The organism is Gemmatimonas sp. (assembly GCF_041689975.1).
Lineage (GTDB): Bacteria > Gemmatimonadota > Gemmatimonadetes > Gemmatimonadales > Gemmatimonadaceae > Gemmatimonas.
The window spans coordinates 1-22,361 of the sequence record NZ_JBDNFF010000170.1; the positions used below are offsets into that span (position 1 = coordinate 1).

Annotated in this window: 18 protein-coding genes; 6 read left to right on the plus strand and 12 right to left on the minus strand. The window is 64.1% G+C overall.

The window, feature by feature from the left end:
- Window positions 1-83 precede the first annotated feature (83 nt).
- A complete protein-coding gene (locus ACESNG_RS10855) occupies window positions 84-806 on the minus strand; it encodes a PEP-CTERM sorting domain-containing protein (RefSeq protein WP_373061012.1) in 723 nt (240 codons plus the stop codon).
- A 215-nt stretch (window positions 807-1,021) separates the two neighbouring features.
- Window positions 1,022-1,657, minus strand: coding sequence for a PEP-CTERM sorting domain-containing protein (locus ACESNG_RS10860; protein ID WP_373061011.1), 636 nt, complete (start codon window positions 1,655-1,657; stop codon window positions 1,022-1,024).
- A gap of 388 nt (window positions 1,658-2,045) precedes the next feature.
- On the opposite strand from ACESNG_RS10860, the gene ACESNG_RS10865 reads away from it, so the two are divergent.
- Together ACESNG_RS10865 and ACESNG_RS10870 are read left to right on the plus strand one after the other, a co-directional pair.
- On the plus strand, window positions 2,046-2,441 hold the full coding sequence (locus ACESNG_RS10865) for a hypothetical protein (RefSeq protein WP_373059046.1): 396 nt from the start codon (window positions 2,046-2,048) through the stop codon (window positions 2,439-2,441).
- The gene (locus ACESNG_RS10870) at window positions 2,362-2,535 is read left to right on the plus strand and encodes a PEP-CTERM sorting domain-containing protein (RefSeq protein ID WP_373059008.1); all 174 of its coding nucleotides are present in this window, start codon (window positions 2,362-2,364) and stop codon (window positions 2,533-2,535) included. The genes ACESNG_RS10865 and ACESNG_RS10870 overlap by 80 nt, the downstream gene beginning before the upstream one ends.
- A gap of 112 nt (window positions 2,536-2,647) precedes the next feature.
- Here ACESNG_RS10870 and ACESNG_RS10875 read toward each other — a convergent pair whose 3' ends face one another.
- Together ACESNG_RS10875 and ACESNG_RS10880 are read right to left on the minus strand one after the other, a co-directional pair.
- The gene (locus tag ACESNG_RS10875; RefSeq protein WP_373059010.1) at window positions 2,648-3,685 is read right to left on the minus strand and encodes a GGDEF domain-containing protein; all 1,038 of its coding nucleotides are present in this window, start codon (window positions 3,683-3,685) and stop codon (window positions 2,648-2,650) included.
- Between the two features lie 271 nt (window positions 3,686-3,956).
- Window positions 3,957-5,747, minus strand: a complete 1,791-nt coding sequence (locus ACESNG_RS10880) for an acyl-CoA dehydrogenase C-terminal domain-containing protein (RefSeq protein WP_373059012.1) — start codon at window positions 5,745-5,747, stop codon at window positions 3,957-3,959.
- A 209-nt stretch (window positions 5,748-5,956) separates the two neighbouring features.
- Between ACESNG_RS10880 and sppA the strand changes: the two genes are divergently transcribed.
- Window positions 5,957-7,870, plus strand: a complete 1,914-nt coding sequence (gene sppA / locus ACESNG_RS10885; protein WP_373068950.1) for a signal peptide peptidase SppA — start codon at window positions 5,957-5,959, stop codon at window positions 7,868-7,870.
- A 15-nt stretch (window positions 7,871-7,885) separates the two neighbouring features.
- On the opposite strand, the gene ACESNG_RS10890 is transcribed toward sppA, so the two are convergent.
- Entirely contained in the window at window positions 7,886-8,212 is a 327-nt protein-coding gene (locus ACESNG_RS10890; RefSeq protein WP_373059016.1) for a hypothetical protein, read from the minus strand.
- Between the two features lie 100 nt (window positions 8,213-8,312).
- Here ACESNG_RS10890 and ACESNG_RS10895 point away from each other — a divergent pair, with 100 nt between their 5' ends.
- The gene (locus ACESNG_RS10895) at window positions 8,313-9,368 is read left to right on the plus strand and encodes a hypothetical protein (protein ID WP_373059018.1); all 1,056 of its coding nucleotides are present in this window, start codon (window positions 8,313-8,315) and stop codon (window positions 9,366-9,368) included.
- Between the two features lie 254 nt (window positions 9,369-9,622).
- On the opposite strand, the gene ACESNG_RS10900 is transcribed toward ACESNG_RS10895, so the two are convergent.
- On the minus strand, window positions 9,623-11,812 hold the full coding sequence (locus tag ACESNG_RS10900) for a TonB-dependent receptor family protein (RefSeq protein ID WP_373068952.1): 2,190 nt from the start codon (window positions 11,810-11,812) through the stop codon (window positions 9,623-9,625).
- A 111-nt stretch (window positions 11,813-11,923) separates the two neighbouring features.
- A complete protein-coding gene (locus ACESNG_RS10905) occupies window positions 11,924-12,535 on the minus strand; it encodes a hypothetical protein (protein ID WP_373068954.1) in 612 nt (203 codons plus the stop codon).
- Between the two features lie 126 nt (window positions 12,536-12,661).
- On the opposite strand from ACESNG_RS10905, the gene ACESNG_RS10910 reads away from it, so the two are divergent.
- Window positions 12,662-14,107: a rhodanese-like domain-containing protein gene (locus ACESNG_RS10910; RefSeq protein ID WP_373068956.1), complete on the plus strand. Its 1,446-nt coding sequence runs from the start codon at window positions 12,662-12,664 to the stop codon at window positions 14,105-14,107.
- Window positions 14,108-14,358: 251 nt separating this feature from the next.
- On the opposite strand, the gene ACESNG_RS10915 is transcribed toward ACESNG_RS10910, so the two are convergent.
- Both ACESNG_RS10915 and ACESNG_RS10920 read right to left on the minus strand, forming a co-directional pair.
- Entirely contained in the window at window positions 14,359-14,841 is a 483-nt protein-coding gene (locus ACESNG_RS10915; protein WP_373059026.1) for a hypothetical protein, read from the minus strand.
- A 200-nt stretch (window positions 14,842-15,041) separates the two neighbouring features.
- The gene (locus tag ACESNG_RS10920; protein WP_373059028.1) at window positions 15,042-17,015 is read right to left on the minus strand and encodes a M1 family metallopeptidase; all 1,974 of its coding nucleotides are present in this window, start codon (window positions 17,013-17,015) and stop codon (window positions 15,042-15,044) included.
- 78 nt (window positions 17,016-17,093) lie between these two features.
- On the opposite strand from ACESNG_RS10920, the gene argJ reads away from it, so the two are divergent.
- A complete protein-coding gene (gene argJ, locus ACESNG_RS10925; RefSeq protein ID WP_373068958.1) occupies window positions 17,094-18,272 on the plus strand; it encodes a bifunctional glutamate N-acetyltransferase/amino-acid acetyltransferase ArgJ in 1,179 nt (392 codons plus the stop codon).
- Window positions 18,273-18,445: 173 nt separating this feature from the next.
- On the opposite strand, the gene ACESNG_RS10930 is transcribed toward argJ, so the two are convergent.
- The 3 genes from ACESNG_RS10930 to ACESNG_RS10940 all read right to left on the minus strand — a co-directional run bounded on the left by ACESNG_RS10930 (window position 18,446) and on the right by ACESNG_RS10940 (window position 22,273).
- A complete protein-coding gene (locus tag ACESNG_RS10930; RefSeq protein WP_373059032.1) occupies window positions 18,446-20,011 on the minus strand; it encodes an amidase family protein in 1,566 nt (521 codons plus the stop codon).
- A 232-nt stretch (window positions 20,012-20,243) separates the two neighbouring features.
- Window positions 20,244-21,299: an LLM class flavin-dependent oxidoreductase gene (locus ACESNG_RS10935; RefSeq protein ID WP_373059034.1), complete on the minus strand. Its 1,056-nt coding sequence runs from the start codon at window positions 21,297-21,299 to the stop codon at window positions 20,244-20,246.
- Complete coding sequence (locus ACESNG_RS10940) at window positions 21,299-22,273, minus strand: RimK family alpha-L-glutamate ligase (RefSeq protein ID WP_373059036.1); 975 nt, start codon at window positions 22,271-22,273, stop codon at window positions 21,299-21,301. Before ACESNG_RS10940 ends, ACESNG_RS10935 begins: the two co-directional genes overlap by 1 nt.
- Between the last annotated feature and the right edge of the window lie 88 nt (window positions 22,274-22,361).

A 22,361-nucleotide genomic window follows, 5' to 3' on the forward strand; every position in this document is an offset into this window, starting at 1 on the left:
GCGCTAGGAGTTAGGGGCGCTAGGAGTTGGGGGCGCTAGGAGTTGGGGGCGCTAGGAGTTGGGGGCGCTAGGAGTTGGGGGCGCTAGGAGTGGCGGCGACGGGCTACGGCGAAGAGGCCTACGAGGCCGGCGGCCATGAGGGCGATCGTTTGCGGCTCGGGCACGATGGCGGTGTAGCGCGCGCAGTTGGTGCCTGCACATTCCACCAAGGCGCAGTTGGTGCTGGTGGGATCGCACTTGTACGAAGTCGCGGCGTCGACGCTGGGCGCGAGGGACTTGGCGCGGAATCCGAACAGCACATTGTTCGCGAGCTGGGCGGGGGCACCGGTGTAGGTGAACCGGAATGTCAGATACGCGGTTGGGTCGTTCACGTCGGCATTCGCGGTCTGCCAGGTGGTGCCGCCGCCGGCGGAGCCGTCTTGGCCGACGATGCCACCGTTGGTACGAGTCTTGGCCGACAGCGACGGCGCGGAGACCGGTCCGCTGATCCATCCGCTGGGTGTCCCGTCGATCCAGCCGGCACCGGCGTTGGCCACGGTCACGTCGCTCGAGGCGCTCCAATTGTGGAGCGCACCGCTGATGCCTCCCACGTTCCAGAGGGCGATGGATTCAATGCGCGCCTGCTGATTGGAGGGACTCGCATTCCACACGCGCAATGACAGCCCGGTGGTCGTGTAGTCGGTGATTTCGTAGCCCGCGCAGAGCGACGAGCCCATCGCGCAGGGAATGGACTGGGCGCTCACCGGTGCAGGCGAGAGACACAGGAGCGCGGCGGTGCACGCGACGACGAGGCCAGACCACTGCATTGCAAGACTCCGATCGATGAGGGTCGCGCCGACCGCGTCCATTGTGGACAGGCGGGCGCGTCTGTGGAGTCAGACGGTCGAGCACGCGATCACATCACATTTGCTTTCGTTCACGGACGCATTGCATGGCGGGAAAACAGAACCGCCTCGGCGACTGGCCGAGGCGGGTATTTGGTGGAGCAAGAGGGACTGGTGCGTGTGGTACGGGGGACGCCTCAGACGTTGTTGCGACGGCGACGGGCGAAGCCGAAGATGCCAAGGAGGCCGGAGGCCATGAGGGCGTAGGTGGAGGGCTCGGGGACGGACGTGAGGTTGAACACTCCTGTTCCACCCATGGCGATCCACTGTGACTGACCGCCAGGGCCGCTTTGTGCGTGAAAGCCGAAACCGATTGGCGTCGCCGTGTTGTCGCTCAGCGTGAAGTTGAACGTCGCGCTGGCACCAGCTGCGAGGCCCTGCCCGTTGTTCAGAAAGTCAAACTTGTATACGGTCGGGCATCCGATGCCGCCGATCTGGTTGCAAAGGCTACCGTTGAACCAAATCTGGCCATTGAAGTCTCTCGTATCGATTACCCAACCCGTGGGCAGCGTGTTGTAGACCGACGCCGTCGCCGTCTTGTCGAGGAACATGAGAATGCTCGTGAACTTCTGGGAGGCATCTTCGTTCTTGACTTGGAAGCTGAAGTAGTTCGGTGACGTGTACTTCAGCATCTTACCATCGGCGCAGGTCTGAAAGACCCCCGTGGCGCAGACGTTCTGCAGGTCGAACAACGTGGTCTGCGCGGCCGACACCGTCGGGGAGGCGAAGAACGAAGTTGCAGCGACAGTCGCTGCCAGGAAGAGCTTTTTCATGATGCTCGGGGATATTGTTTGACTGAACGCGATACGGCGCACCAGCATGTTGGATTCTTCATTAGGATACATCAATGTTCGTGCCATGACCACACGCTGGAGAGCTTAGCCATGACGAGTCGTTAAGTCGTTGATTCAAAGACACTTAGAAACCATGCTAATGTGAATTGAAATTCATTATATTTTCGTTGTCGAAGACAGTGTTGCAAGAAGGCTACAAACTGTGCGATTTTGCAACAACAGCACGTGACTCAAGTGTATGGCAGCTCAATTCTTAGCCAGGTACGCGTGTTTTTTTCTTCACAAATAAATACGCCACGTTTCGCTGGTTCGCTCGCACTGAAAGCACTAGTGCGACCACCAGCGCCCCGTACGCGCACGTCACTCGATGCAGGAAGTCCGGAAATTCTCAGAAAACTCACACTGGCCCTCGCGGCTGCTTTCCTCGCCGCCGCACCGCAATCGGAGCAAGCGCAAACAATTTTCACCGGTCAGGGCTAGCGGCCTCGCGTTCACGTTTTGCGCGTCGTGGACGGGCACCTACATCGACGACAACGCCTTCGATCTGTTCGTCTCGAACACGTCCCGGGCCAAGGCGAACAACACCAATAGCGCCTTCCCCCAGATCGGTATCGGCAAACTCGCGCTCATCGATCCGACCTCGATGGACGCCGTTACGGGCTGGCAGTTCGATTCCAGCATCAATGGCTTCAGCGGGCTGGTCCCGAACCAGATCGGCACGATCACTCAATTCCAGCGGCGCGCAGAACACCAGCACGTATAACATCGTCCCCGAGCCCTCCACCTACGCCCTGATGGCCACCGACCTCCTCGGCATTTTCGGCGTAGCCCGTCGCCGTCAGAGCAGCGCCGCGTAACCACCTCGCCGTCGTTCCACGCGAAACAGCTCGAGCCACCCCACCAACCCAACGCGGGCCCGGTCAATCGACCGGGCCCGCGTTGCATTACCTCCCTACCCCACCGGCCCAATCAGGCCGTATGAGGCAAGAGGCTTTCCGCCACACACACGCGGTCCCGACCATTCTGTTTGGCCTTGCACAGGGCCTTGTCGGCACGAGCAATCCATTCATTCACCTCTTCGTGCGCTTCCAGCTGGGCCACGCCCACCGAGGCGCCAATTGAGAACTCCATCGCGGGATGCGGCGCCGGCATGGCGACGACCTGCTCCTGCAGTCGGCGCGCGAGGGTCTGCGCCATCTTCCAATCGGTGTTCTGCAGAATCACCGCGAACTCGTCGCCGCCGTACCGACACAGCACGTCGCTCTGACGCAGGAAGACCTTCGACAGCGCTTTGCCGAGGTTGCAGATGGCCTGATCGCCCGCCTGATGCCCGTACATGTCGTTCACGAGCTTGAGCTTGTCGAGGTCGATCATGAGCAACACCACCGGCTGACGGCTCAGCGCATACATCTGTATGGCGCGCGGGCCCATCACGTCGAACAGCTTCCGATTGCCGATACCGGTAAGCGGATCGGTCGTGCTGTCCTTCCGCGCCTCTTCGAGCTGCTTGCCCATACGATCCAGTTTCGTGGCCAGTGACACGTACTGCTCCTGCTGCTGATCGCGACGCGTCTGTAACGCGCCTTCGATCGCCAGCACGGCGCCGAGCACTTCTTGCTTGATCGATCCCGTCTGCATCCGTTTGAGCGCGTCCATCGCCCGATCCATCTGCGTACCGGTCGACGTGTCGGCGGTATGATCGATTTTCACCGCGTTGTGCACGGTCTCGACGCAGGCCCAGAGGGCCTCACGGAGTTCGGTGATCGACGACTCCACGTACTTGTGCTCATCGCGTCGCTGTTCGGTGACCGCACGAACAACGCCGCCCCAGTCGCGATCGTTCACACCCACGGAACCCGTGCCGGTGCCTTCTTCGAGGGCGAAGCCGAGGGTGGCGTGGCGCTGCCATCGTCCGATTTCTTCGGCGCTCTGTTCTCCCGGTCGATCGGGTAGATCGATCGGGTAACGTGAGAGTGCACTCAGGACGCCACCCAGCGCATCGAGCACCAGGCCGAGACCGGTCTCGCTACTCTGCGACGTGTGTGCAACGGAAGTCGCAGCAGCTTGACCAGCGCCACCGGAACCTGCTTGCAATACTGGGGAGCCGGTCGCGCCGTTCGAACTGCTTCGTTCGATCGAGGGGCGGGGCTCGGACAAGAGCTTCTTGAAGAACATGATGCGGGTGAGAGGTTGCCTTGGTTATCGGCATATCTGACCCGCGAGTTGAGCGCCGGCACGCCAGGCGTTACGCCGCGGGCACGACCGTCACGCCAATCGGCTAGAACTCGTCGTCGGCGAAGGCCATGATAGGCGCCGACCCGGCCTGAATGGCCGCCAACAGGGTTGCTGCTTCCGGCAGCAAACGCCCGAAGTAGAAGCGCGCCGTTTTGAGCTTGGCTTGCAGGAACCGCTTGTCGCCAGTGCCTGCCGCCAGCTGCTGCTGCGCGACGGTCGCCATGCGAAGCCACTGCCAGCCCACCGCCACGTAGCCCATCAGGTGCAGATACTCCGTGGCCGCCGCGCCTACTTCGTCGGGATTCGCAAAGCCTTTCTCGGCCAGCAGCATCGTCGCCTTCTGCAACTGATACAGCGAGCCGCCAAGCGCCTTCGCGAACTCCTCGAGTCCTTCCACCTGCACGGCCGTGTCCACGTCGCCCTTCACCAACTCGAAGAAGCGACGCACCAGGCGTCCGCCTTCCATTGGCAACTTGCGACCGACCAGGTCGAGTGCCTGCACCGCGTTCGTGCCTTCGTAGATCTGCGCGATGCGTGCATCACGCACGTACTGCTCGATGCCGTACTCCTTGATGTACCCGTGCCCGCCGAGCGTCTGCAACGCGATGTTCGTGTTGTCGAAGCCCTTGTCGGTGAGGAACGCCTTGATCACGGGCGTCATCAGCGCCACAAGATCTTCAGCCGCTTCACGGACCGCCGGATCGGGATGACGATGCTCGAGGTCGATCCGAATGCCGACCCAGTATGCCAGCGAACGCATGCCTTCGTTGAACGCCTTGATGCGCAGTAAGCCTTTGCGCACGTCGGGATGCACGAGAATGGAATCAGCCGGTCCCGACGGATTCTTGGGGCCGGTGAGCGACCGTCCCTGCAGGCGGTCCTTCGCATACGACAGCGCATTCTGATACGCGACTTCCGACAGTCCCAGACCCTGCAGGCCCACGGCGAGACGCGCGCCGTTCATCATCACGAACATCGCGCGCATACCCTTGTGCGGCTCACCCACCATCCAGCCCGTCGCGTCCTCGAAGTTGAGCACGCAGGTGGCGGACGCCTTGATGCCCATCTTGTGTTCGATCGAGCCCACCGTGACGCCGTTGCGCGTGCCGGGTGTACCGTCTTCTCTGGGCAGATATTTGGGCACGAGGAACAGCGAAATCCCCTTGGTGCCGCCCGGCGCATCGGGCAGCTTGGCGAGCACGAGGTGCACGATGTTCTCGGTGAGGTCATGGTCGCCTGCCGAAATGAAGATCTTCGTGCCGGTAATCGAGTACGCACCGTCGCCGGTCGGAACGGCCTTCGTGTTGATCATGCCAAGGTCGGTGCCGGAGTGCGCCTCCGTGAGGCACATCGTGCCGCCCCAGGTGCCGTCGATGAGCTTGGGAAGGAACCGCTCCTTGAGCTCGTCCGATCCATGGCTGAGCAGCGCACTGACGGCGCCATGCGTGAGTCCCGGATACATGCTGAACGAGAGGTTCGCGGAGCAGAGCAGCTCCTCCATCACGAAGCGCACCGCCTCGGGCAGCCCCTGACCACCGTACGCGGCATCGGCCGACACGCCGGTCCAGCCACCCGCCGCGTACTGCGCGTAGGCCTCCTTGAAGCCACTCGGCGTACGCACTTCGCCGTTCTCGTACTTCACCCCTTCCGTGTCACCGCTCTGGTTGATCGGGAAGAGCACCTCCTCGCAGATCTTCGCGCCTTCAGCGAGCACGGCGTCGATGAGGTCGGGCGTGGCCTCCTCGAACCCGGGGAGCGCGGCCAACTGCGCGACGTCGTGCACGTCATGCAGGAGGAAGCGGATATCGTCGAGCGGAGCTTTGAACGTGGGCATGGACGGGCGTCCTCCGGGCGGGAAAACAGCGGGGGTGACCTGCTCGCTTGGAAGCTGTGGGTGGATCGGTACGCCGGCAAGCCCCAATTGCGACGCAACCGTCATGTTTTGAGGGCGGCCCTCCGCGCGTGTACCCTTCGGGAGCTTTTTCGACGCGACGAGCGTAGGAACTACAGACCCTGTTTGCCGATTTCACTCGAGTCCGGACAATGATGAAGCAGTTTCTGACCGCCATCGCCGCCAACCTGCTCACGATCGCGATCTGCGTGGTGGGTGGCATCCTGCTGATCGCGGGCATCGCCGCCTCGGCCGGTTCCAAAGAACCCGTGAAGGTCGCCGACGGTTCGGTGCTCGTGATCGATCTGGATCGTGCGTTTTCCGATCGCCCGGCGGAAACGAAGGCGGGCACGTTCCTCGACGATGCGCTCTCCGCCGGACGCGGGGACGCGATCCCGCTGCGCGCGGCGACGATTGCCCTCAAGGCGGCCGCCGACGACGATCGCATCAGCGGCATTCTGTTGCGCGGCTCCATCTCCGCCGATGGCTACGCCTCGGGGTTCGCCGCGCTGCGCGAACTCCGTGCCGCGATCGCCAGCTTCCGACAGTCCAGGAAGCCGGTGCACGCGTATCTCGTGAATCCGGATACGCGCGATTACTACCTCGCTTCAGCCGCCAGCGTGGTCACCATCGATCCGTTCGGATCGCTGCTCATGCCCGGCCTCGCCTCGGAGCAGCTGTTCTTCGCCGGCATGTTCGAGAAGTACGGCATCGGCATGCAGGTCAGCCGCGTAGGTCGGTTCAAGGCGGCCGTCGAACCGTTCACGCGCAGCGACATGAGCCCCGAGAGTCGTCTTCAAACGGAAGCGTATCTGGGCGATTTGTGGAGCGAAGTGAAGCGCGGCGTAGCGCAGAGCCGCGGCATCGACGCCATCGCGTTGCAAACCATCGTGGACGCGCAGGGCATCATTCTGCCGGCCGACGCCAAGGCGGCCAAGCTGGTGGATCGTGTGGCGTACTTCGACGATGTGCTCGACGACCTGCAGAAACTCGCCTCGGCGGCACGCACGGCCGACGGCGTCAAGCAGAGCCCCAAGGACAGCATCCGCGCGGCCGAAATGGCGACGCTGCTCGATCGCCCCACGCTGCCGCAGATCACGCTCGGCGAGTACGCGCCAATCGCGGTGGCGAAGGACCGCAGCTTCAGCGCGAGCCAGACCATCGCGATCGTGTACGCCGAAGGCGACATCGTGGATGGCGAGGGCGGCGACGGCATGATCGGCGGTGCATCGCTGTCGCGCGAGCTCCGGCGCGTGCGCAACGACGCGAAAGTGAAGGCGGTGGTGCTGCGCGTGAACAGCCCGGGCGGCAGCGCGATTGCGTCAGAGCAGATCCAGCGCGAACTGACGCTGATCCTGAAACAGAAGCCGATCGTGGTGTCGATGGGAACGGTGGCGGCGAGTGGTGGCTACTGGATCAGCACGGCGGCCGCGCGCGTGTTCGCACAGCCGAACACCATCACGGGGTCGATCGGCGTGTTCTCCCTCGTGCCGAACATCAAGGCACTGGCCAATCGCAACGGCGTCACATTCGACACCGTGAAGACCGGTCGATACGCCGACCTGTTCTCCATCTCGCGTCCGCGGTCGGACGCCGAGCTGGCGGTGCTGCAGCGCGGGACCGACGCCGTGTATGAGGCCTTCATTGCGCGGGTCTCCACTGCCCGCAGGCTGACGCCGGATTCAGTCCGTGCGATTGCCGAAGGGCGCGTGTGGTCAGGCGAAGATGCCATGCGCATCGGCCTCGTGGACTCGATCGGCGGTCTCGATGCGGCGCTCAAGAGCGCCGCCACGCTGGCCAGGATCACCGGCGACTACGATGTGCGTGAATACCCGCGCGTGAAGAGTGCCACGGAAAAGCTGACCGATCTTTTCGGGCGCAAGCCGACGCCCGTGGCCGCGGCCATCAGTGCGGCTACCACTCCGGGCGCGAGTGCGCTCCTCTCGGGGCGCGGCCCCGCCAGCTCATTCGCTCGTGCCATCACGCATGAGCTGGACGTGCTGCTGCGCTACAACGACCCACGCGGCGTGTACGCGCGCCTGCCGTTCGTGCTTCGCATTCGCTAGCGCATTCGCTCGCGCCTACTCACCCTTGGCGGCGTAGATCACTCGCAGGCGCTCGGCCCACAGCGCACGTTCCGCGCGCGCGATGGCGAGCGTTGTCTGGGCCTTGGTGATGCAGGCGGGGAGGTTCTTCGCCGTCACGTCGCCCAGCGCCCACTCGGCGGCCTTTTCGCGCGCCGTCGCTTCCCGCAGGCGCTGGTCGTAGCGCTCCGCGTGTGGGCGACTCCACATCGCGACCGGCCGGTCGTCGTCGATTCCGGACAGACTCCACACCCCGTCGTGCAGCGGGATGAAGTCGAGAAGAAAGCCGTCGAAATCTTCGGGAACGGTGGTCGTATCGTTCATAAGCAGCGGGTCGGATCGAGGAGACTGGCGCGCGCGAATCGTGACATCGTACACTAACGGCCGCACCGGACACGGGTTCCCGCGCCTTTTAGATTGTGCCATGACCTCTCGTGTTTTGCCGCGCGTATTCGCGGCTTCGATCCTTCTGGGCCTTGCTGCGACGCGGTTCGCTACGTCGGCGGTGGCACAGAGCTCCACCAAGCCTTCCAGAAAGCCTTCCACCAAGCCTTCCGATAAGGCCGCGCCAAGCGCCGTCAAGATCGACTCCGGCCCCAAGTACGCGTATCCGGCCAACGGAACCTCGGCGGCGGCCCGAGCGCTCGCCGGCAAACCGGCGCCCGTGTGGCCCGTTCCCGGGCCCGCGCCGTTGGCCGGCAGCGTGCTTCCGGCCAAGCGCATCATTGCGTACTACGGCAACCCGTTCTCGAAGCGCATGGGTGTACTGGGCGAGTATCCGAAGCCCGAGATGCTGGCCATGCTCGACCGCGAAGTCGCGGCGTGGGCGAAGGCCGACCCGTCAACACCGGTGCAGCCAGCGCTGCATCTGATCACGACGGTGGCGCAGGCTGATGCCGGCAAAGATGGCAAGTATCGCATGCGGCACGGCGACGCACTCACCGAGAAAGTGTATGGCTGGGCGAAAGAGCGGAACGCGCTGCTCTTCCTCGACGTGCAGGTTGGCCTGAGTACGATTCAGGAGGAACTGCCGCGCCTCGAGTCGTGGCTGTCGCGGCCCGACGTGCACTTCGGCATGGACCCGGAGTTCTCCATGAAGGACGGCACCAAGCCGGGCAAGAAGATCGGCAGCTACGACGCGGCCGACGTGAACTGGGTGATCGACTATCTTGCGAAGCTGGTCACCGACAATAAGCTGCCGCCGAAGATTCTGGTCGTGCATCGCTTCACCAAGCCGATGCTCACCAACGCCTCGAAGATCAAGCGCGATCCGCGGGTACAGGTGGTGATGCACATGGATGGCTGGGGACCACCAAGTCTCAAGCGCGATTCTTACGCGGCGTACGTGTACGCGGAGCCGGTGCAGTTCGCGGGATTCAAACTGTTCTACAAGAACGACCGGCGTTCGGGGAGCAGGATGATGACGCCGCGCGATTTGCTCGCGCTGACGCCGAGACCGTTGTACATCCAGTACCAGTAAGGTGAGCAACGCTCAATGCCTGGAGCTCAGAGCTCAGTCGCCAGCGTCAGCGATCAGACTTCTTATAGTGTTCGGAATTCAGCAACGATAGTGCACCGTTTCGAGTGGTTTGATGGTGTGCGTTCTCGCGCATCGCGGTGAGTGCCAAATAGCTCGGTACGGTGCACTATGGGTGCTCGTGTCTGAACACTATAAAGAAGTCTGATGCCTGCGCCTGAACATCCGGCGTTTTGACCCCTGAATCAGTAGCGGTCTCATTCCGCCTGAATCCTCATCACGAACGTGAGTCGGCGCGGGAGTCCGGGTTCGAAGAAGCGCGAGCGCGTGGCATTGATCACGACCGAGCCCGCGTAGCGACGATCGAACATGTTTTCGATCCCGAGTGTCGGCTCGAGCCGTACGTGCCCCACGCGCGGGGCCGTGTAGCCGGCGCGCACGTTCCACGCTGCGTAGCCGGCGGCAAACACCGTGCTCGCGTCATTGGCACTCACGCGCGATGATGCCGTGCCGTCGATGGTGGCGAACCATCCGGAGTGACGGGCCGTGAGATACGTCTGCAACAAGTGGGCGGGAATACCCGGGATCACCTTCCCGTCGTAATTCGCCGTGCCCACGCGGTACGTGTCGAAGGCGAATTGCGACCAGGTGTGCGACACACCGATATCGAACACCGATGTCGACGTACCGAGGCTGGTTTCGATACCCTGTCGCGACGTGCGCCCGGCGTTCCGGAACGCGCGACGCCCCGGCTGGTTCGGGACATCGAACGACACGAGTTCATCACGCACGGTGGCGCGGTACAGCGCGACATCGGCGCGCAGGCGTGACCAGAGCATACCCTTCACGCCGACTTCTGCGGTGCGCGTACGCTGCGGATCGAGCAGGGCGTTCAGGCCGACGGCCCCATTGTCCTGATTGGTGAGCTCGGTAACGGTCGGAGTCTCGAAGGCTGTGCTCAGATTGGCGTACACCGACAGCAGCGGCCGTGCGCGCCATGACACACCGAACATCGGGCTCACGGCGCTGAGCACGCGCGCTCCCGAGTCGTCGAGATTGGTGGGCGTGATGAAGCGGTCGCGCACGGCGAAGTCCACGCGATCGTATCGCAGCGCGGCGCTGGCGAAGAGCCGATGCGGCGCCTCCACTTCCGCGCGCACGTAGCCGCCAAGCCCACCCACGCGCTCCTGTTGCTCGAGACGCGTCGCGCCTCGCTCGTTGCCAGGCCTCGGACAAAGCGCCGTGGCCGCCGCCGTCGCGGCGAGCGCGGCGCAGTTCTCGAGGTTGAGTCGATCGTCGACTTGGCGTTGCGCGTCGACGCCTCCCCCGAGCCGTACCGGCCACGGCAGTCGCGTGGTGCGGAACGCGCCATGCAGCGATCCACCGGCCACCTGTCGATCAACGGCCACGACCGCGAACGGGAGCGGATTATCGAGCGTACGCGTGCCCACGAACAGCGAGCCGTTGAGCGTGTTGGCACCGTCGCCGCGTGCCGCAGCGAGTGACAGTTGCGAGTGCTCCACCGCTTTGCGCGACCGACGGGTGATGTTCAATGAATCGGGCAGCCGCGGATCACGCGCCAGCTCGGCCGCCGTGAGCGCCCCCGTGTTCTCGGCGCGCGGTGTGTCATAGCGCGTGCCCTGCACTTCGAAGCGGGTTCCCCCCACGGTGGCCAATGCACGGGCGAACGCACTGGTGGCGTCGAGCTGCGACCATTGCCGCGGACCGCCGCCGGTGGTGCGTGTGACCGACCCGAGCCAACCGCCACCCTGCACCAGCCCCGTGGTGTCGCGGCGGCTGCCGGAGGCGAGCACCGAGCCGCGCTGCATCCCACCGCCATCCCATACCCGTGCATCGATCGCAAAAGGACGCTCCGACGGCGCACGCGAGCGGAAGTCGATCACGCCGCCGGCCGCATTGCCATACAAGGCGGCCGCCGTGCCGCGAATCACATCCACGCGACCGACCGACTCTAGGTCGAGCCAGTCGAGCGGCGTCTGCCCATCGGGGAGCGTGAGCGGGATCCCATCGCGCAGCACGCGTACGCCGCGCACGCCGAACGCTGAGCGCGCGCCGAAGCCGCGAATGGCAATGCGCGGGTCTTGCGACGGGTTCGCCCGATCCTGCACCTGAACGCCCGGCACACCGAGCAGCAGCTCACCCACGCCGCTGCGTCGCAGCGCCGGGCGGTCGTCGATCGTGGCACGCGACCAAGCGAAGGGCAATTCGAGAGGCGAACGGGCCGCGTCACGGGTGAGCGTGACGCGGACCCCTTGCAGCGTCTGCGCGTTGCGCTGACGTAACTCGCGCACGCGCATGCTGTCGGCGGCGGCACTGTCGGCGCGCGCGCGGTCCGGTGTGCGCGGCGGCGTACGCACTTGGGCGAAGGACGGAGCAGCTGACAGCGTGAGCGCGAGCGAGCACGTGAGCCCGCTGACGACGACCATTTGGGCACGCCGGGCGATCCGGCGCGCGCGCGGAAAAACATCTTTGATATGCACGCTTCGATTTATCGCCCGCAACGGTGGATCGGAACCCGCCACGGCGATTCCGATGCCCTATCTCTCCGAATCCCGGCAGACGGCGCGGTGATCATTGGGGCCTTCGTCGAACAATTCGCCGGTCTTGTCGCAGATCACGCCCGTCGCGCTGTCACGCACCGATATGAACCAATGTGACGCGGTCGCGTTGGACTTCACGACGGCCTGATCGGCGGAGAGGCGCATACCACGGGCTTGAAGCTCGCGCCACGTCGCGAAGCGCTGGTTGAGTAGGCGAAACGTGGACTGCTTTTCATGCACGGCCGTGAGCGTGCCGGTCACCGCGTCTTTGCTCGTTGTCACGCGCATACCGCCCCGCACACGCACGGACGCGACCACGATGACCACCAGCACGAAGGCGATGATCAGACTGGTCACGATCTGGCTGTCCTGCCCGGACTTGATGATGCCCTTCGTGACTGCCCTGCGTCGGACTGCGGCAGCACCCGGAGCTCGCGCTCCGGAGGGGGCCGTCGCGGCAGCCGCAGCCGTCCGCGCGGACCACGTCATTGGCGTTTCAGCGGGGCGTGTCGAAGCACGCGGGGCAGGCGCCCAGCCGATCGGCCGCTTGGCGGCGGAGAACTTGTCCGCTGACAATGTCGACGGGCGGCGCGGGGGATTCGTGGACACGAGAACATGCTAGCCCAACGACGACCAAGCGGGCATAGCGACCTCGGCACCGCCGTTACGCTGCGGGAATTGTCTCAAACTTTTTGTGACAAGCCGCTCGGCCCGAGGCTCGGTATATTCCAACGTATGTTCTTTCGCGAACTGTATGACCAGGCACTCGCTCAGGCGAGCTATGTGATCGGATGCCAAGCCACCGGCGAAGCCATCGTGATCGATCCGCTTCGCGATCCCGCTCCGTATCTCGACGTGGAGCGCGCTGAAGGGCTGCGCATCACACACGTCGCTGAAACGCACATTCACGCCGACTTCGTGTCCGGCGCCCGGGAACTGCGCGCCGCCACCGGTGCCCGACTCCATCTGTCGGCGGAGGGCGGCCGCGATTGGCAGTACGCGTTCGCCCTACAGGATGATGCGGTACTGTTGCACGACGGCGACCGGATCATGGTCGGCAACATTCAATTCGATGTGTTGCACACCCCGGGGCACACGCCGGAGCACCTGTCGTTCGTGGTGACCGATACGCCACGCGGTGCGGGGCCGATGGGCATTCTCACCGGCGATTTCGTGTTCGTAGGTGACGTCGGTCGACCTGATCTACTGGAACGGGCGGCCGGCCTCGCCGACACGATGGAGGCGGGAGCGCGAACACTTTTTCATTCACTGCGGCGCTTTCGGGCACTCCCCGACCACCTGCAGGTATGGCCCGGACATGGAGCGGGCTCGGCTTGCGGCAAGGCGCTGGGCGCCGTGCCCTCGTCCACCGTCGGCTACGAGAAGCTTTCAAACTGGGGCGTGGCCGAGCACAACGAAGCGGCGTTCGTGGCGGCCGTGCTCGAGGGTCAGCCGGAGCCGCCGCGCTACTTCGCGTCGATGAAGCGCATCAACCGCGACGGTGCGCCGGTGTTGGGACAGCCACCGGTGGCGACAGCGATGTCCACCGCCGACGTGCTGGGCGGCCTCGACCGCCCTTCTCGATGGACCATAGACTTACGACCAACCAGCAAATTCGCCGACGGTCACATCGACGGCAGTCTCTCGGTGCCGTATTCAAAGAGCTTCAGCACGTGGGTAGGATCGATCGTGCCGGTCACCGACGAGATCGTGCTCCTTTCGGACCACGATCCCGATACTGCGTCGGAGGCGTTGCATTGGGCGGTACGTGATCTGTCTCGCATCGGCTTCGACCGGATTCTCGGCGCAGCAGACGCCGAAAGGACGCTCACAGCGTGGCGCGCCGCCGGCCACATTCTTCACTCAATCCCGCAAGCGACGGTCGATGACGCGCGGTCCGCGGTGGCTGACGGGACGGCGGTGATCGTGGATGTCCGCGGACGAACGGAGTGGGATGCCGGTCATGTGCGCGATGCGATCCACGTGCCATTGGGAGATCTACGCCAACGGCTCACCGAGCTGCCCGCCACGCCGCTGTATGTGCACTGTCAGTCCGGAGCGCGTTCAGCTATTGCCACCAGCCTGCTGCATCGACTGGGACGGGCCGATGCCGTGAACGTCCGCGGCGGGTTCGCGGCATGGCATGCATCTGGGCTACCGTACCTGGGACTAACCGAATGACGCAGGACTGACGCACTCACACTACAATGGCTTAGCGGGTCGAACCGACCTGCTCCGTGACGGCACAGACCGATACCGGAATTCCGCGCTGTGTGTTGGTGCTGTCAGTCGACTGTGTGAATTGGTTCATTGCAATGAGCCGCCCCGAACTCCGGAGCGGTTCATTGCAATGAGCCGCCCCGAACTCCGGAGCGGCTCATTGAGTGTTCTCCGGACGTCAGGCCGGCCGCGTCGGTCGGCGTGAGGCCATCTCAAGCCGAAAAGATGCGTTGCTGCAGGATGGCCGCGGCTGCGGCCCGCTGCTCGCTGTTCCCGACTCGGATAACGTCGATGCAGGCCAGCAGGTGATGGAGCCGGGCGTCACGGGAAGCGACCTTCGTGACGCCCTTGAACAGAGGCACCAGCGCCTCACCGCGCATGGTACCGCCTTCCATCGGCCAGACGAGTGACTTCATGGCCGAACCATCACCGACCAGGTCCGAGAGTTCGGGGTGCGAACCGGCAGTGGGCATACCGAGTCGCTCGGGACCGTGGACGGGTGGGAATGCATAGCGTACCCCGTGCACCAGGAACTCCCGGCAGGCGCTCTGATTGACGGTCCGGCTGGCCGGCTCGCAGAGCCCCGCGTGTTGGAGTCGCGCAACCGACCGGTGTGCAGCGCTGGTGCTGGTCGCCAGCGCGTTGGCCAGCGGCTCGTAGCGGTCCTCCGGCTCCAGGAGGAGACGGAGGGCCACGGCAACGTCAAACGGGCGGAGTGAAGGCTGAGTGAGCATACCTGAGGGTAATCGTTTTCCCGATTCCGTATAGAGCATACCACAAACATTCCGTCCCCGTATTTCTGCGTCTCAGCCCACACTATAGCATATTGGTCCCGCTTATCTCACGTTTCAGAACATGGGCGTTAAAGCGACCTTAATGTCCGCGACGGCGTTGGTCACGGGCTCACACGTTTCATCCCCCAGATGTTGTTCGTCCGATCCACGTCCAGGAGGCGCTGCTCGGGATCGAGCTCGATGCGCACGAGCTGCTTTGTCATGAACGCATACTCCCGCAGGTACCGTCGCGAGTTGGTGCTCCACACTTCTGCGGGATACACGAACTCTTGCGTGGTGGCATCACTGAACGTGAAGCGCGCACGCACGGGTAACACACCGCGCTCGCGATTGCCGTACAGCACGCCGACGAAGATGGTGTCGCCCTTCGTGCGCGTCGTAACGCTGTCGACGCTCTGATCGAAGCGCGCGTTCTCCACGAACCACTGACGCCAGAACCAGTCGAGACGTCGGCCACCCACGTCTTCCATTGTACGGAAAAAATCCGCGGGCGTGGGATGCTTGTACGCCCATCGCGCGATGTAGGTGCGGAACGCATCGTCGAAGGCTTGCGGTCCGAGGATTTCCTGTCGCAATAATTGCAGTCCCACACTCGGCTTCACGTACGCCGCTTCGCCGAGCAGCGCCGGATTGATGCGATCAGGATTGATATCCACCGGCTTGTCGACGCCCCGTACCATGTACTGCTCCACCAAGCGCCGTTCTTCCGCCGCGCGAGCGAGCTGGTCGCCACGCTCCGGATAGCGCCGAGCTTCGGAGAAGGTGTTGATGAACGTGTTGAAGCCTTCGTCCTGCCACATGTACGACCGCTCGTTGCTGCCGACGATCATCGGGAACCACATGTGTCCGATTTCGTGCGTGACGACGTTGTACAGATCGTAGATATCGTTACTGATGTTCTCCATGGCGATCATCGGATACTCCATGCCGCTGATCGGTCCTTCGACCGCCGAGATGTGCGGCCATGGATACTGAAACCAGCGCTCCGAGTACTCGATGATCGACAGGCGCGACTGGTCAGCCGCATCGTGCCAGTTCACCGCCGCCGAGGGGCGATAGTAGGCGTAGGCCATGATCCCCTTCCAGCTCGAGGCATCCCACTGGAAGTCCGGTGACGCCGCCCACACCGCGTCGCGCACGTTCTTCGCGCTGAAGCGCCACGTCATCATGCCGCTGGTGCGCGCGCGCGCAGTGCCCTTCGCCAGCTCGTCGGCGGTGATCAGGCGAATCACCGTATCCGACGTGGCGGCCATGGCGTGACGCGCGATCTGCGTGGGCGTGAGCACGTCGCGCGGATTCTGCAGCGCCCCGGTGGCGGCGACGATGTATCCGGCCGGCACCGTGATCGCCAACGCGTAGTCCCCGTAATCGAGATAGAACTCGCCTTGCCCGAGGTACGGCTCGATGTTCCATCCGTGTACGTCGTCGTACACGGCCGCGCGCGGAAACCATTGCGCGATTTCGTAGAGCGCACCATCGCGACCCATGCGATCAGCACCGTGCTCCGGCACCGGAAACGTCCACGCCATGTCCAGCACGGCGGTCCGGCCGGGCGCCAACGGTTCGGCGAAATCGACCTTCATCATCGTTTCGTTCATCCGACGGGCGAGCGGCGTTCGCTTGGGCGCCCCGCCCTTCGCCACCGCGACGAGCTGATCGAGCCGCGAGAACGTGTAGCCGCCCTCGAAGCCGCGAGCGCCGAACCGTGATGCTTCGGGGAAGATATACGAGTTGAGCGACTTGCTGCGGAAAGCGTTCTGCTCGACCTGCAGCCACATGAAGCGCAACGTGTCGGGCGAGCGATTGGTGTAGCGCAGGGTGAGTTCGCCTTTCACAGTCTTGGCGGCGGTGTCGAGCGTGGCGGCGAGTGTGTAGTCGGCGCGGTTCTGCCAGTATTTCGCTCCGGGAGCACCGCTGCCACTGCGATACGCGTTGGGCGTCGGCAGCACGAGTGGTGCAAACACCGACGTATCGGACACGGCGCGCGGTCGTGCAGCCTGCGCGTCCTGCGCACCGGCGGCATATGGCACGAGCGCGAGAACGAAGGCGAAAAAACGAACCGGGCGAGTGGACATGCTGACGCGGAGCGAAGGGAAAGGGCGGGTCCCGAGGTGCCGGCTACGTCGTACCCGCGAAAGATAGTAGCTTTCCGCATGTCTTCCGCTCCCACTTTTCATACGACGCCGGTGTTTCCGCGCGGCTTTCGCTGCGCTAGCCGCAATGTCGGCCTCAAGCCGTCGGCGCGCGATCTGACGCTGTTCGCCAGCGAGGTCGACGCCGCGGCAGCGGCGGTGTTCACTCGCAACCACTTCCCCGGTGCGCCGATCATTCTCGGTCGCGAGACGATCAAGGGTGGCGTGCTGCGCGCGATCATCGCCAACAGCAAGGTGAGCAACGTCGCGACGGGCTTGCGTGGCGTCGAGCATGCGCGACGCATGGCCACGGCGGCGGCCGCTGAGCTGGGCACGAATCCCGATCGGGTGCTGGTGAGCTCGACCGGCGTGATCGGCGTGCCGCTGCCGATCGAGAAGATCGAGTCGGGCGTGGTCGGCATGACGGCCGATCTGCAAGATGATCCGATGGTCGGTGCCGAAGGTATCATGACCACCGACACGCATCCGAAAGCGCTGTCGGCGTCGGTCGGTAACGCGACGATCACCTGGGTGGCAAAGGGGTCAGGGATGATCGAGCCGAACATGGCGACGATGCTCTCGTACATCTTCACCGACGCCGCCTTCGACGCGTCGACACTGGATCGGCTACTGCGCGTGGCGGTGGCGCCGACGTTCAACATGCTCTCGGTGGACACCGACACGAGCACGTCGGACACCTGCGCGATCCTGGCCAACGGCTTGGCCGGCGCGATCGACGAAGCGGACTTTCTCGCCGTGCTCACGGCGGGCTGCCAACGGATGACGGAGATCCTGGCGCGCGACGGCGAGGGCGCCGAGCATCTGGTGCGCGTCACGGTGCGCGGTGCGCTGAACGACGCGGAAGCGCACGTCGTCGCGAAGTCGATCGTGAATTCCCCGCTCGTGAAGACGATGGTCCACGGTGCGGATCCGAACGTCGGTCGTCTGCTGATGGCAGTCGGCAAGTGCTTCGATTGTACGATCCGCCCCGAGACCACCGATGCCTGGATCAACGGGTTCCAGGTAGTCGGCAACGGCGAGCGGTTGGCTTTCGACGACGCCGTGGTGCGCGAGACGCTCTCACGCGAAGTGGTGGACCTGTCGGTGTCGCTGGGTGTCGGCCACGGTGACGCAGTGGCCTACGGCTGCGACCTCACCAAGGGCTACGTGGACGAGAACGCGTCGTATTACAGCAGCTGATACAGGAATCGAAACAGCAACAGCAAGTGCAACAGCAACAGCAACAGCCGGAACACGGAAACTGGGGATGACACGGAAAAGCACCGATAAGCGAAACCGCGCTGTTCATCTTATCAGTGCTTTTCCGTGTCATCCGAGTTTCCGTGTTCCGGCTGTTTGCTTTTCGTTGTCAATCAGCGCGACGGCAGCACGGGCGCGCGGCGGTGCTTGGTGGTCTGCTCGTAGTCGTACACAAGCTGAATGAGCCGTCCTTCGCTCCATGGGCGCCCCAGGAAACTCACGCCGGCTGGCAGTCGATTGTCGCGCGTGTAGCCCATCGGCACGGTGATCGCGGGGAACCCGGTGCTCGGCGAGAAGAGCTGACTGTTGTCGCCGTGCGGCGTATTGAGGTCGCCGATCAGGCGCGGGGGGTTGCTCCACGTGGGATAGATCGCCGCATCGATCTCGAGCGAATCCATCATCTGTATCACGGCCTCGCGCAGCGCGGTCCGCACCCCCTCCCGGCTTTGACAGCCCGCGCTCGACTCTGGCAGTTCGGTTACCTGCGAGGCGTCGCGCAGGCGCTGCTCGACGGTGGGATGGTACTTCCGACTGCGGAGGACTTCGTCGATGGTCTTCACCGGCGCGTTCGAACCGCGCGCGGCGAAATAGCGCTCGAGATCGGCCTTGAAGCGATTGCAGCCGCCCTGCTGCCGGCGCTGAATGGCATCGAGCGAGTCGACCCGCGCCTCGACGATGACGGCGCCTTGTGCGCGCATGTCAGCCACCGCGCGTTCGAACACGCGCTGCACGTCGGGATCGAGCGTGGGACGCTCGTAAGCTTGCCGCAGAATGCCGATACGCGCGCCCACGAGCGCGCCGCGCACAAGGAAGCTGGCATATGACGCACTTCGCTTGGCGTCGGCCGGGGTGGTGACGGTATCGGCGGGGTCACTCCCCACGATTACATCGAACACCGCGACGGCGTCGGCCACGGTGCGTGCCATCGGTCCGGCGACATCGGCGGACGCGTTGAGTGGGACCACTCCGGCACGCGACGTGAGTCCCATCGTGGAGCGAATGCCGACCAGCGCCTGATGCGCCGATGGGCCGCGAATGGAGTTGCCGGTGTCGGTGCCGAGTCCTATGGCGCCGAAGCTGGCCGCCACGGCGGCGGCAGTGCCACCACTGGAGCCGGCCGTTACGCGATCGAGCGCATACGGATTGTGCGTATAGCCCGGCAGGATGGAACTCACAGTTTCGTACGGCGTGAACGCCCACTCGGCGAGATTCGATTTCGCCAGCACAATGGCGCCGGCGTTCTTGATCTGCCGCACCATCGTGGCATCCTGCAGCGGCTTCCATCCCTCGAGCGCCAGCGATCCGCCCGTCGTCTGCAGGCCGACCGTTTCGAAGTTGTCCTTCACGATCATCGGAATGCAGTGCAGCGGCCCCGTGGGACCACCGGTGGCGTATCGCTTGTCAAGCGAGTCGGCCACGGCCAGCGCCCGCGGATTCACGAGGATGATCGCATTGATCGCCGGGCCCTGCTTGTCGAGCGCGTCGATGCGATCGAGATACGCCTTCGTGAGCGCGCGACAGGTGAGCGTCTTCGCCTTGAACGCCGCATGAATTTGAGCGACGGTCGTTTCTTCGATGCGAAAAGGGCGACGAGCCGGCTGTGCGGCGGCGGTCGTGACCGAGGTGGCCGAGACGGTAGCGACCAGTAGTAATGCCACGAACGAGTAGGGTCGGGTCATGACCACAACGTACCGGTTTCGCCGCTGAGCGACAGGTGGAACGGGCTAGCGGTCGTCGAGTGAGCCATCAAAACAAAGAACGAAAAGCCGGAACACGGATCGCACGGATTGGACGGTAACAACACGGATAAGCGAAACGGCGCTGTTCATCTTATCCGTGTTGTTTCCATCGAATCCGTGCTCTCCGTGTTCTGGCTGTTGCAGTTGCTGTTGCTTTTGGCCGTTGCCGTTGCTACGCCGCCAGTACGCGGCGATCGCGCACGAGAGGCATCACCTGCTCGGCAAACCGCTCCATCTCTTCCAGCTGCGGGCTGCACTGCAGCAACAGCAGACCCACTCCCGCCGTCTCGAATTCGCGGACGCGATCGGCAACCTGTTCCGGTGTGCCGACGAGGCCCGCGCGTAGTCCGCGGTTCGACACCGAGTAGTCCTGCAACGACAAGTGCTGATCGAGCTGCGTGTTGGCGATCCAGTCCTGATAGTTGCTGAATCCCGGCGAGCCGGGCTGCACGTTCGTGATACGCTCCAGCTCCCACTTTGCTTTGGCCTCGGTGTCACGTATGATCGCGTAGGCGGCCATGCCGTATTGCATGGGCGACAGACCAGCCGCTTCCCGACGGTGCTGCATGTCTGCCACCTTGAGCGCCACACGATCCGGCGGATCGCCGTGCATGAGATACGCGTCGCACGCGCGCGTGATCAGTGACTTCGCCGCGTCGGACTCGCCGCCGGCATACAGCACCGGATGCGGACGACCGCGACTGCCGATCGGCTTCGGCTGCACGATGAGCTCATCGACCTGGTAATACTTGCCATGGTAGCTCAGCGAAGGCTGCGACCATGCGCCGTGCAGCACATCGAGCCACTCGGCCGTGCGCGCGTAGCGGTCGTCGTGCTCGTCGAACTGACTGCCGTAGCGACGCGCTTCATCCTTCCACCAGCTCGACACCACATTGAGCGAGAGACGGCCGTTGCTGATGCGATCGATGTTGGCCGCTTGCTTGGCGAGGGTAGCAGGATGGTGATACGTGGGACGAACGGCCACCATGAGCTCGAGTCGCGTCGTGACGGCCGCCAACGCGGCGGCCGTGGACCACGCATCGAGCGCGGGCGCGTCAATGCCCTTGATGTCGTTGAGAAACAACTCCGCGATCAGCGTGAGATCGTAGCCGATCTCCTCACTGCGCCGCGCGAGTCGCTGCACATACGGCCAGCTCGCCTCCATCCCCTCGTCGGGTACGTTGCGCAACCAGCCGCCGAACACTGGGAGCCAGTAACCGAAGCGCATCAGGCCTCCACCGTGGCCAGCACGCCGGCGCGCTCAGCCAGATAGTCGACCAGCCGTTCGAAGGGATCGAAGCCGACCACGTTGATGGCGTCCGCCACGAAGTTGGACAGCGCGTTCACGTCGTAGAAATAGTGCTGTCCGTCGCGGTCGTCCACGAGATACTCGATACCGCCGACATCGATCTTGGCGGCCTGTGCGATGCGCTCCACTTCGGCAATGATGTGTGCCGGCGGATCGGCGCGCTCCACGCGCATGCCCGACTTGGGCGCATCGATCGCGCACGCGCCGCGCACGAGCTCCACGCCGTTCGTGGTCTGACAGGCATCCGCTGGGCACAGATCGAACGAGCCAGCGGCCGGATACACGTTGATGGCGTAGAGATACTTGCCATTCAGTGTTTCCACGCGCGTGATGTGGCCATCGCGCAGCGGCGCCGCTTCCTGCACGAGCGCCGTGCCGTCCACACCAAGGTCGACCACACCGGCGGCGACGGCGGCGACCAACGCAGCCTCCGACTCGTACTTCACGATGCCGGCACCGCTGCCGCCGACATTCGCCTTCACCAGCACCGGATAGCGGAACCCGCGCGCAGCAGCGACGGCGCGCGAGGGATCGTTGATCACGCGCGAACGCGGATACGGGAGTCCAAGTTCTCGCAGCAGGTCGAGCTGCGTGGCCTTCGAGAGCTCGAGCGCGTAGGCCTCCGCGCCGTTCACTACGGGCACGCCGAGTCGCTCGAGATGACGCAGCCAATGCAGCGTGTAGAACGTGGTCTGGGCGTGACCGCGCAGATACGCCGACGGGCTCGCCCGGTTGAACACGAGCGAGTACGGCGTGGCAGTATTGGCGGGTTCGAACTCGTGTGCGGCGGCGTCGAGCCGCTCGTACGCAATACCGCGACGATCCAGCTCCGCAAAAAGCGGGCGAAACCAGTCGGGGTGCTCGTGGTAGATAGCAATCGGGCGCGGGGACATGAGCAGCTCCGGAAACGATGGCGCCGTCCCAAACGACAGAGCCCGGGCTAATGGTTCGCCCGGGCAGTCGCGTTTTAGCTCGTTTTTT